Genomic DNA, 11,874 nt, shown 5'->3' with positions numbered 1-11,874 from the left:
CTGAGCCAGGATCAAACTCTCCGTTAAAGAGAATGTTTAGTACGCGTTATCCGCGCGCTTAGCATTCTCTTAGTTCGACGGCACAGCCGTTCGAACTTCCGAGTTTAATTAGCTCGATTTAAAGTAATTAACAGGTCTTGGTTCATTCACTCTTTAGTTTTCAAGGAACACATTTCTTCTTTTAAAACCTCGTCGTTATCTTTCAGCGACAAAATTTATTCTACCATAATCTTAAACTCATTGTCAACAATTTTTTATTGTTTTTTCAAGTCATCTAAGTTTTTGTTGTGTGTATTTCCATGCGCTTCATCAGCGACGTTGATTAATATAACACGGTCTAAATAGCTTGGTCAATACCTTTTTTTAAAAATGGTAAACACTTTTTGTAATGATCGATTCGTACGCTGGTTACACACTTGTATCTTCTCGCTACTATCTACGTCCATCCGGCTATATTTCCTTATTTCTTCAAAGAAATATCTCATTCCACCCTCTCCAATATCCTTCAACAATTGACGATATTGCTCACGGCATGACACATAAAAGCGAACAGCATCTTGATTAGATAGATTTTCTAAATTCATCTTTTCAAGCTGTGCACGGCTCCATATCTTCTCTGACCTCATCTTGATTGATGATGCAGGAAACAATAACTCCTCATAATACATAGCCGCCCCTTCTTGAAGCCAATAAGCCGCGTTGTCATGGGTTAAATCACTGATAACTTGATGTGTTAACTCATGAACGATACCTGATTTCTCCCATTCAGAGGACGTATTAGCCTCGGAAACTAGCTTAATCGCCTGATTCGCCTCATTCCATCCCCCAACCCAATTTGGAAGCGAAGGCTTTACAGATTGGGCTAAGTGATCCGCACGTTGAAAGATCTTGATTTCAATCGGCTTTGGAGTCCAATCAAGCTTTTGCTGAAAGTAGGCTCTTCCCTTATCGATCGCATCCTGGTAGACATGTTCCTTACGGAGTAAATCAGAACGTTCTACTTTCAATGTACCCCATGTCGTTTTCTTTTGATAAAATGGCTGCTCTACTTCTACCCAATGCCTCTTCTGTGGATCATACTTAACTATGAGCGAATACTGGTTCTTCACTTGCTTCCCATGATGCATATAACTCTGTTTTAGGTATGCAACCGTTCCTAATGTCGTCGTTTCCACTTTATCAAGCTGTAGCCGATAACTACCTCGATCCAAGTAACAAATTGCATCATCAAACCATCTCTTCTGCTCTTGAAAATAACTTTGCGAGGATGGGGAAATCCAGTCCGTCCAATCTATCCATGTTCCTTCTCGTAGAACCTGTTCTCTTTTATGAATTAATTGGCGAATTCCAACTACATCATCTGAATAAGAAGAGGCTAGGTGGATGTATGTAGCCGCGTTTGATTCTACCTTGCTGACATACATTCCAACACCTAAAGAGACCACACCAATCCACACCACTATCATCCGCATATGAATATGTCGATTCATCAAGACTCCCCCTTACGAGGTAGAATCTACTACTTGTCTCATTTCAATACTAGATTTTCATTTTTCTCATACTCTTCTCGCAACAATCCAAACACAAGATGGTCTACATAATGATCATACAGCCACTCTGCTTGCCGAATCATCCCCTCTTGCACAAACCCTAATTTTTGTGGAATCGCTTTACTTCTATGATTACTCTTAGCCACGCGAATCTCAATCCGATTGAGGCCCATCTCTTGAAATCCATACCGAACCATCTCTGCACATGCGAGCCTCATAATTCCTCTTCCTTGCATATCTTCGCTCAACCAATACCCGATCTTGGCAAAACGATTATGCTGATTTACTTCATTATAGCCAATACACCCTACCAATTCGTCCTGATACCAAATGCCTGCATTAATCAATTTGGCGTGCTTATATTGGCTTTCACAAAACGCGAGAAAATTACGTGTATCTTCAATAGACTTTGTACCATCCACCCACGGTACCCAATTACGCAAATGAGATCGATTTCGATCTACCAATCGGAATAAAACCTCCTCTTCACGCAAATCTAACTGCTTGAGCGTCATATGTTCATTCATTTTCATATAAAACATACTCGAAAATCCTCCTTATCATCATGGAAATTAAAGATAATTATACATAAAAAGAGTTCTGTCACATAACACACATAACAGAACTCTCTTCCTCTATCTAAAAAATCGAATGTCTCAATCCTATTCATTCAGATACATAAAACGGACAACGAACACCACCGCTAATACATACATGATCCAATGAACTTTTTTGCCTTCTCCTGCAACCAACTTGGTAATCGGGTATAGGACAAAGCCTAATGCAATTCCTGTAGCAATACTAAAGGTTAAGGGCATCATGATAATCGTAAAAAATGCCGGAATGGAGTCACTCAATTCGCTCCAGTTAATATCTTTTAAGGAAGAGGCCATGAGCACGCCTACGATAATAAGCGCCGGAGCCGTAATCGCTGGAACAGATGCCAACGATTTTACGATCGGGAAGAAGAATAAAGATGCTAGGAAACAAAAAGCAGTAACGACAGAAGTAAAACCAGTTCGGCCACCTGTTGCAACACCAGCACTTGATTCAACATAAGAGGTAACAGTGGAGGTCCCTAAGGATGCCCCCGCCATAGCCGCAATCGAATCCGTAGTAAGTACATGTCCCGCACGAGGAAGCTTGTTATCTTTTAAAAATCCAGCTTGATTTGCCACTCCAACTAACGTACCCGCATTATCAAAGAGATCCACAAACAGGAATGCAAAGATAATCGTAAAAATCCCCACATCCATCGCTGCCGCAATATCCATCTTGAAGAAGGTAGGCTCGATACTTGGAGGTAATGAGAAAAAGGCAGTCGGTGCTTTCACTTGATTGGTGATGATTCCTACTATAGCCGTGGACATCATTCCAATAAAAATAGCGCCTTTCACACTACGGACCATCAAGATAATCGTGACAATGAGACCAAACAGGGTTAGCAAGATCATGGGGTCACTTGCCAACTTAGCATTTAAACCAACGAAGGTGGCTGGATTCGCTACAACGATTCCAGATTCTTTTAATCCAATAAAAGAAACAAACAGCCCAATCCCAGCTGATACAGCAAACTTTAAGCTTGGTGGTATGGAGTTAATAATCATCTCACGTACCTTTGTTACGGTTAAGAGCAGAAACACAACCCCCGAGATAAATACCGCACCCAAAGCCGTCTGCCAAGGGATCTTCATCCCTAAACAAATGGTAAATGTAAAGTATGCATTTAATCCCATACCCGGTGCCAATGCCAAAGGGTAGTTTGCAATCATCCCCATCAAAAGTGTCCCCAGTGCAGATGCAACCGCTGTGGCCACAAACACTGCTCCAAAGTCCATCCCTGTTTTGGATAACATGTCCGGATTTACCAATAAGATATAAGCCATCGCAAAGAAGGTAGTAATCCCTGCTAAAACTTCTGTACGTACACTCGTCCCAACTTTATCAAACTGAAAATATTTGGCGATAAAGGAACGTTTGACTTTCGCCGCTTCCATTGCGTCTTCCTCCTGCTCTTGTCGAACCTCTTTTATCCTCTCGCTGTCAACGAAGCTTCTTTACTATTCCCACTCAATGGTAGACGGCGGTTTTGAAGTGATATCATAAACAACACGGTTCACCCCATCCACTTCATTTACAATGCGAGTACTAATTTTCTCTAGGATATCGTAGGGAATCCTTGCCCAGTCTGCCGTCATCCCATCAATCGAGGTAACAGCACGGATCCCGACTGTGTAGGCATAGGTACGGACATCACCCATAACACCTACACTACGAAAATCAGGAAGAGCGGTGAAATACTGCCAAATTTCACGATCTAAGCCAGCTTTCGCAATTTCATTACGTAAAATTTCATCCGATTCTCTCACAATCGTAAGCTTTGCTTCTGTTACTTCTCCAATGACACGAATCCCAAGACCCGGACCCGGGAATGGCTGTCTCCAAACAATCTCAGCTGAGAGTCCTAACTCTTCGCCAACTTTGCGAACTTCGTCTTTAAAAAGTGTGTCTAACGGCTCGATTAGTTGCATGGTCATATCTTCCGGAAGACCACCCACGTTATGATGTGACTTAATCGTATGAGCCGTATCCGTACCTGACTCTACAATATCGGTATATAGAGTGCCTTGTCCTAAAAACTCATGTAAACCAATCTTGGCCGATTCTTCCTCAAAGACACGGATAAATTCATTGCCGATGATTTTTCGCTTCTCTTCTGGATCTGTTACCCCTTTGAGCTTGGATAAGAATCGCTCTCTTGCATCGATTTTCACCAAGTTCATTTGGAAGTGCTCACCAAAGGTCTTCATCACGCCTTCTGCTTCACCTTTTCGCAACAGACCATGATCCACAAACATACAGGTTAGTTGATCCCCAATCGCTCGATGGATTAATGCTGCCACTACAGAAGAGTCAACTCCTCCACTGAGCGCACACAATACTTTCTTATCTCCGACTGTCTGGCGAATATCCTGGATTGTATCTTCAATAAATGTTTCCATCGACCAATTTCCAGTACAACCGCAAACTTCAAACAAGAAGTTACGGATCATCTCGGTTCCATAGATAGAATGGCGCACTTCGGGATGGAACTGAACGGCATACACTTTCCTCTCAGGATCACTCATAGCCGCAACGGGCGCTGATTCCGTTTTAGCATCGACTACAAATCCAGCTGGCGGCGTAAGTACCACATCACTATGACTCATCCATACCGTTTGCTTCGCTTCCAATTCACGGTATAAAGCGCTATCTGATACCACTTCTATCTCTGCTTTTCCGTATTCACGTTTATGTGCACGATCTACATTTGCTCCAAAGTGGTTACTAATCATCTGCATCCCATAACAAATCCCAAAGATCGGAATTCCTAGTTCAAAGATAGCAGGATCACACTTAGGCGCATTATCCTCATATACACTATTTGGGCCTCCAGAGAAAACAATCCCTTTAGGAGTCAACTCCTTTAATTCTTCAGCTGTGATTTTATGTGAAACAAGCTCACTATATACTCCTAAATCACGAATGCGTCGAGCAATTAATTGATTATATTGACCCCCAAAATCAAGTACAACTACACGTTCGATGGATTTGTCCATCTTTTCCATCCCTCTCTACTAATAGAAAAATATATGTATAAACAAAAACCAGGGCACCCCTACCGCCTACGCGATATAAGTACCCCGGTCCCCTCGTATTCCTCATAAAATCCCTTGATTAACCATGCGACAATCAAATGATTTTATGAAGAAGTGAAAAAGAGCATCCCGGTGACCTCATAACACGTAGTCCAGCTATTTACGGTAGCTGGGTAGAGACTATCAGGCCATATTCCTGAAAATATACGTTACGTCTACCTCGACTTATCTTACCAAGCGTTCCGGTAATGGTCAATAAGGGTAGCAAAATCGGAAATTTCCATAATCCTCTCTTGCTTCCATAGATTTTCCTAAATTTTATATCGTCATACATGATAACGTAGCATCGAACCTTCTTTTGTATCTGAATGAATATCTACCCATTCCACCGGCTCTACATGTACATGTACATACTCGATCTGTGTATTTTTTAAAAGTTGTTCTTCCACTTTTTCCGTTACTTCATGGCTTTTCAAAACGGATAAATGAGGATCTACTCCAATCGTCACTTCAATATGATAACAAGATCCATGCGACCTAGCACGGAAATGGATCACCTTTTGCACTTGATCAATTCGGCTCACTTCGTCCATTATTCCTTGAAGTGACGATTGATCTACTCCATCCGTCAAGCAGAGAATGGCTGGCTTTGCTACTTCCCAACCTGTTCTGATAATGAGAAATCCGATTACAACCGCAGAAACCGCATCAAGCCACGAATATCCAATCCACGTTCCCACAATCCCTACCACAGCCCCCATACTTACCCACGCATCAGATCGATTATCCTTTGCGGCTGCAGCTAACGCCTTGCTTCCCGTTTTCTTACTTAATCTCGAATTATAAAATGACACCAGTAGCATCACGAACGCGGAGAGAATCGAAATCCACAAAGCGACAGGATGAATCGAAAGGGTTTCAGGGGCTCCGATCGCCGTAACCGCACGAATCCATACTTCCAACCCCACCAATACCATGAAAGATGCTGCAACAAGGGTAGCTACTGTTTCTGCTTTTTTATGGCCGTAATGATGGTCTTCGTCAGCTGGTTGCAGCGAGACTTTTAATCCGACCAAGATTGCAACCGACAGCAAAATATCCGTCACATTATTTAATCCATCAGCAGACACCGCTTCAGAATGGGCCCAAAACCCAACCACTAATTTCGCTATAGCTAGTAAGAGATAGGCTCCAATACTTAGCCATGCCCCCTTCTGCGCTTCTTGCATCTCCCTCATCCTCTCCCTTCACTCCTTTTTCATCTTAATGAATGAAAACCGTCTTAGTCTAGAGAAACGTTGTTGACTGAAGATAGATTTCGTGAGCCAATTCAGCAATGTTGCACAGATGAAAAATTTACGAAAATGTAGGTAGTTTGTCCTATATTGGATTTAGTTTATTGTGATCCTAATAGGGGAAGAGAAGATCAGAATAAACAATTCATGGAGAGGTTGAGTAAATATGTTCGGAAAAATAGCAGCTGATATGTTAGGTCTTAGTGATGTGGGTACTGTTATCCAGCCAAAAGACTACGACAAAGTGGACTCCGATGATTATGTCATGCATGAAGACGGCGAGAAAATCTATTTTCTGATTAAGTCGAAGTCGGACGAATATTGCTTTACGAATAAGGCACTTATTCACCTTGATGGTACTAGTGCAGTTAGTAAGAAACGCACTCTTCGTCGATACGACTATTATGCTTTTAAAATTTCAAATATCTCTTTAGAAACAGCTGGAACAGTAGACCTCGACGTAGAGATTAAGTTTACTATGGGAAGCGCACAATACTCGATCGATATTCACAAAAAACATATCGAAGAAGTAAAAGATCTCTATAAGGCTCTGCTGAAAATCGCTGAAATCTCGTATGACAACGATCTCTCTTTGAACCATGCTAAACAGAGTCTAGAAGTAGCTTCTAGCACTGTTAGCACCATTCGCAGCACAGAAAACGACATAGTCGACCAGTTTAAACAGATTAATCAATGGTCATTTACTTGGCTTCAAGATACAATCAAACAATTCCATCCAAAAGACTTCGGACATGTGTTTGAACGTTATATCAACCACTAACCAATAGAGTAGGAGGGGTTACTCCATAGGCTTATATGAGATTCATGTTCCTCAGACCGGAGGTTTGCCGCCGGCTTCCTTCAGATTCCACCTCACGGTGGACGCCCATGCCGGGCGCACGTATGAAAAACGAACCCTAATGAGTAAGAGTTCGTTTTTTTCATTTCCCTATGTAAACGTAATACAAAGAAAGAACCCCCCTGAACATGGTTCAGAAGGGATTTCTTCCTTTGTAAAGCTAAGGCTCCTCTGGGGAACAGAACTACATCATTCCACCCATGCCGCCCATACCACCCATGCCGCCCATACCGGCTGCAGCATCTGGACCTTTGTTTTCTTCTGGTTTATCTACAACCACTGCTTCTGTTGTAAGTACAATAGCTGCTACGGACGCTGCATTTTGTAGCGCAGAGCGAGTTACTTTAGCAGGATCTACTACGCCCGCTTGAATCATATCTACCCATTCGCCAGAAAGTGCATTGAAGCCAACGCCGACTTCTTCACGTTTGAGGCGTTCTACGATTACAGAGCCTTCTAGACCTGCATTGTCAGCGATTTGGCGAATTGGTTCTTCAAGAGCACGTTTGATGATGCTTACACCCGTTTTCTCATCGCCTACTACATAGGAAGCTTCAAGCGCCTCAACCGCACGGATGGTATTTACAAGAGCAGTACCACCACCTGCTACGATTCCTTCTTCTACTGCTGCACGGGTTGCGTTCAATGCATCCTCGATACGAAGTTTTTTCTCTTTTAACTCGGTTTCGGTTGCTGCACCTACTTTAATCACTGCAACGCCACCTGCTAGTTTCGCGAGGCGCTCTTGAAGTTTTTCTTTGTCAAACTCAGAAGAGGTGTCTTCGATTTGTTGACGAATTTGGCCAACACGTGCTTTGATCTCACTTTGTTCACCAGAACCGTCTACGATAATGGTGTCTTCTTTGTTAACCCGTACTTGGCGTGCACGTCCTAGAACTTCAGGCCCTACTGATTTAAGATCTAGACCGATCTCTTCTGTTACGACTTGAGCGCCTGTTAATGTTGCGATGTCTTGTAACATTGCTTTACGACGATCACCGAAGCCAGGAGCTTTTACAGCTACAGCAGTGAAAGTTCCACGTAGTTTGTTTACTACGAGCATTGCCAACGCTTCGCCTTCTACATCTTCAGCGATGATCAGTAATTGACGGCCTTGTTGTGCTACTTTTTCGAGGATTGGTAGGATGTCTTGAACAGAGCTGATTTTCTTATCTGTAATCAAGATCACAGGCTCTTCTAATACTGCTTCCATCTTATCTGCATCTGTAACCATGTATGGAGAAATATATCCACGGTCAAATTGCATACCTTCTACCACTTCAAGCTCCGTGTTAAAGCCTTTGGATTCTTCAACGGTAATAACGCCGTCTTTACCCACGCGCTCCATTGCTTCTGCAATCAATTGGCCTACTTCATCATCGTTTGCAGAAATAGCAGCTACTTGTGCAATGGACTCTTTTCCTTCGATGGGTTGAGAAATACGGCCGATTTCTTCTACCGCTTTGCGAACCGCTTTATCAATCCCTTTGCGAACGATCATTGGGTTTGCGCCAGAGGTAACGTTTTTCAAACCTTCACGAATGATCGCTTGAGCTAGTACGGTTGCAGTCGTTGTACCGTCACCTGCTACATCGTTCGTTTTGGTTGCTACTTCCTTTACAAGTTGTGCACCCAAGTTTTCGGTTGGGTCTTCTAGTTCGATCTCTTTTGCGATAGTTACACCGTCATTCGTGATGAGCGGAGAACCAAATTTTCTCTCGAGTACTACGTTACGACCTTTTGGTCCAAGGGTTACTTTCACTGCATCAGCCAATGCATCTACACCACGTAGCATTGCACGGCGAGCATCTTCACTAAATTGAATGTTTTTAGCCATTCTTTTTATCCCCTTTCGTTATGTAAATAAAGAATTTAGTAGTCTTACTTTTATAATCTATTAATCAACGATTGCAAGAATATCACTTTCACGGAGGATCAAGTATTCTTTTTCACCGTACTTCACTTCGGTACCAGCGTACTTAGAGAAAATAACCGTATTACCTACTCCTACTTCGAGTGGAAAACGATTTCCTTTTTCATCAATACGACCAGAACCTACTGCTACGATGAGGCCCTCTTGTGGCTTCTCTTTTGCAGACTCAGGAAGGACAAGACCACTCACTGTTTTTTCCTCACGAGCTACTGCTTCTAACACGACACGATCACCTAATGGTTTAATCATGGGCAAATAACCTCCTTCAAAATAGATCCTTTTCTGTTATTAGCACTCACCATAAACGAGTGCTAATAACACTTATAATGATAGTAAGTTTGAAACAATTTTGCAAGCATTTTTGATGAAAAAAATAAGAGCAAATTCCTTAAATTAGGAACTGCTCTCACTTTCGTCCTCCTTTATCTCTTCACCTTCCCAACTCTTCTCTTTCGCTTCTAAGCGTTTATATTGCCATATCGAAATAAGAACACTTATTTCATACAGAATAATCAACGGGATTGCAATTACCAGATTGGCGATAATGGTTGGCGGAGCAATTAGGGTAGATATCACCACCATAGCAAAATACGCAACACGGCGAATTTTGTGTAGCAGACTCGGAGTAATAAGCTTAAGTCTGGTTAAAAACAGCACTACCACAGGTAGTTCAAACAACAATGCCAGTGGGACAATGACATTCACCATAAAATCAAAGTACTGGTAAATTCCATACATCTCCACTACATTCATTTGTTTAGCTAAGTTGACCATGAATTGATATAACATCGGAAAGACCACATAGTACCCAAATGCAAGTCCACCCAAAAACAGAAAAAAGGACACGGGTACATAAAAGCCTGCATTTTTTTGCTCATGTGAGCGTAACCCTGGCTTTACAAACTGCCATATGTGATACAAAACCACAGGTAAAGTAAAGATCATCGAACAAATCATGGCAATCTGTACATACACCATCAACGGATCACTAGGGCTAAACGTATAAACCTTCACATGCTGACCAATCGCATCATTTTTAATAAATTCGAATAGATCTGTGGCATAAATAAAACTTATAATCAGCGATGCAAGGAATGTAAGCAAAACCCAGATAATCCGTCGCCGTAGTTCTGTCAAATGTTCGGTAAGTGGTTGTGTCTCTTCGTTCATATATATTCCCTTCTAACTATAATCGCGAAGGCAATTAGCTTCGTTTATTTGCTACCTCTTCCAAGCTTTCTTCCACATTTTCATCGGCTGGGTATTTCTTCAAGAAGTAAATTAGTGTCTGCAACTCAGAGGTAAGATCGATGTGATGTATGCGAACAGGCGGGGGTGCCGTAATCCGTGCTGGGGTAAAGTTCAAAATCCCTCTTACACCTTTTTTTACTAGATAATCGGTGGTAGTCTGAGCCACATTTACAGGAACGGTAAGAATCGCAACTTCCACATGATGTAAGGAGATGATCTCTGATAAACGGTCCATTCCAAAGACTGTGATCCCATCGATATCTTTTCCAATTTTCGCAGCATCTTCATCAAATCCAGCGACGATCTTGGTATTATGACTTCGATAAAAATTATATCTTAATAAGGCAGTTCCTAAATTTCCTACTCCTACTAATACTACATTGGTTACTTCATCTTGTTTTAAAAAATCTCGTAAAAATTGCAATAGATATGTGACATTATATCCATATCCCTTCTTACCTAATTCCCCTAGATAGGAAAAATCCCGACGAATGGTTGCTGGATCAATCTGCAAAGCTTCGCTGAGATCAGCAGAAGAGATCCGTTGTTTTCCGATGGCATGTAGCTTTTCCAGATACCGATAATAGAGCGGTAACCGTTTCGCCGTCACCTGCGGAATTTTTTGATCTGACATAAGACCCCTCCCGGCTCATTTCGTACTGATCTTGTATATTTATAACATCTTATTTTAACTATACCAAATTCTGATACGTCAAAGTGAAAACAGTTTTGTAAAAGTACAGACATAATTCATCTTACAATCATGCGTCTCTGGATATACCGTTTCTAATAAATATTCGCTATCATAAATCCCTACTCGGACAATATGAGGGAACTTCGCAAAAAAACGATCGTAATAACCCGCTCCATATCCGAGGCGATATCCCTTCTGGTCAAATCCAACACCCGGGACCAAAGCGAGCTGAATCATTTGCGGATCAACCACGCGATCTAATTCTCCGACAGGTTCCATAATCCCATAAGCACCCTTCCTTAACTCACTATCACATCGAACTTCAAAAAACTTCATATTCTTCGTCTTAGGATATGACTTAGGGAAAACCACTTTTTTCCCATTCTCCCATGCATTTTCGATAATCTCATCCACATTTACTTCATTTCGGAACGAAGCATACACCGCAATCATATCGCTATTTATGTAACCATTCCAGTGTACAATCCGTTCATAAATTTGCTGTGCCATTTGCCTAGAATCCTCTTCAGAACGGTACCTTCTTTTTTCTAATAGTTCAGCTCGTAACGTTTGTTTATTGGAATAAGAGTCCGTCAACGTTTCCCCTCCTACTCTCTTTCTCGTACCCATAATTGTACACGAAAAATTAGAAAT

11 protein-coding genes and 1 riboswitch are annotated in these 11,874 nt (G+C 41.8%); of the genes, 1 reads left to right on the top strand and 10 read right to left on the bottom strand.

Features of this window, described 5'->3' with window-relative positions; genetic code table 11:
* Positions 1 to 350: 350 nt before the first annotated feature.
* The 5 genes from BLU58_RS14755 to BLU58_RS14735 all read right to left on the bottom strand — a co-directional run bounded on the left by BLU58_RS14755 (position 351) and on the right by BLU58_RS14735 (position 6,426).
* On the bottom strand, positions 351 to 1,490 hold the full coding sequence (locus BLU58_RS14755; protein WP_093293330.1) for a peptidase MA family metallohydrolase: 1,140 nt from the start codon (positions 1,488 to 1,490) through the stop codon (positions 351 to 353).
* Between the two features lie 38 nt (positions 1,491 to 1,528).
* On the bottom strand, positions 1,529 to 2,092 hold the full coding sequence (locus BLU58_RS14750) for a GNAT family N-acetyltransferase (protein WP_093293328.1): 564 nt from the start codon (positions 2,090 to 2,092) through the stop codon (positions 1,529 to 1,531).
* A gap of 120 nt (positions 2,093 to 2,212) precedes the next feature.
* Entirely contained in the window at positions 2,213 to 3,547 is a 1,335-nt protein-coding gene (locus tag BLU58_RS14745) for an NCS2 family permease (RefSeq protein WP_093293326.1), read from the bottom strand.
* Between the two features lie 63 nt (positions 3,548 to 3,610).
* The gene (gene guaA / locus BLU58_RS14740; RefSeq protein ID WP_093293324.1) at positions 3,611 to 5,149 is read right to left on the bottom strand and encodes a glutamine-hydrolyzing GMP synthase; all 1,539 of its coding nucleotides are present in this window, start codon (positions 5,147 to 5,149) and stop codon (positions 3,611 to 3,613) included.
* Positions 5,150 to 5,316: 167 nt separating this feature from the next.
* Positions 5,317 to 5,418: riboswitch (purine riboswitch) on the bottom strand.
* Positions 5,419 to 5,514: 96 nt separating this feature from the next.
* Positions 5,515 to 6,426, bottom strand: coding sequence for a cation diffusion facilitator family transporter (locus BLU58_RS14735; RefSeq protein WP_093293322.1), 912 nt, complete (start codon positions 6,424 to 6,426; stop codon positions 5,515 to 5,517).
* Between the two features lie 223 nt (positions 6,427 to 6,649).
* Here BLU58_RS14735 and BLU58_RS14730 point away from each other — a divergent pair, with 223 nt between their 5' ends.
* Positions 6,650 to 7,264: a PH domain-containing protein gene (locus BLU58_RS14730; RefSeq protein WP_093293320.1), complete on the top strand. Its 615-nt coding sequence runs from the start codon at positions 6,650 to 6,652 to the stop codon at positions 7,262 to 7,264.
* A 262-nt stretch (positions 7,265 to 7,526) separates the two neighbouring features.
* Here the strand turns inward: BLU58_RS14730 and groL are convergent, their stop codons facing one another.
* The 5 genes from groL to BLU58_RS14705 form a co-directional block, all read right to left on the bottom strand.
* Complete coding sequence (gene groL / locus BLU58_RS14725) at positions 7,527 to 9,179, bottom strand: chaperonin GroEL (protein ID WP_093293318.1); 1,653 nt, start codon at positions 9,177 to 9,179, stop codon at positions 7,527 to 7,529.
* A 60-nt stretch (positions 9,180 to 9,239) separates the two neighbouring features.
* Positions 9,240 to 9,524 carry a co-chaperone GroES gene (gene groES / locus BLU58_RS14720; protein WP_093293316.1) on the bottom strand — a complete coding sequence of 95 codons (285 nt, stop codon included), beginning with the start codon at positions 9,522 to 9,524 and terminating at the stop codon, positions 9,240 to 9,242.
* A 144-nt stretch (positions 9,525 to 9,668) separates the two neighbouring features.
* Entirely contained in the window at positions 9,669 to 10,445 is a 777-nt protein-coding gene (tatC, locus tag BLU58_RS14715; protein ID WP_093293314.1) for a twin-arginine translocase subunit TatC, read from the bottom strand.
* Positions 10,446 to 10,479: 34 nt separating this feature from the next.
* Complete coding sequence (locus BLU58_RS14710) at positions 10,480 to 11,160, bottom strand: redox-sensing transcriptional repressor Rex (RefSeq protein WP_093293312.1); 681 nt, start codon at positions 11,158 to 11,160, stop codon at positions 10,480 to 10,482.
* A gap of 78 nt (positions 11,161 to 11,238) precedes the next feature.
* The gene (locus BLU58_RS14705) at positions 11,239 to 11,817 is read right to left on the bottom strand and encodes a 5-formyltetrahydrofolate cyclo-ligase (protein WP_176786704.1); all 579 of its coding nucleotides are present in this window, start codon (positions 11,815 to 11,817) and stop codon (positions 11,239 to 11,241) included.
* Positions 11,818 to 11,874: the final 57 nt, after the last annotated feature.

The organism is Thermoactinomyces sp. DSM 45892 (assembly GCF_900107305.1).
GTDB lineage: Bacteria > Bacillota > Bacilli > Thermoactinomycetales > Thermoactinomycetaceae > Baia.
The sequence above is the reverse complement of the archived record's forward strand: the minus strand, read 5'-3'. Positions and strand labels throughout refer to the sequence as shown.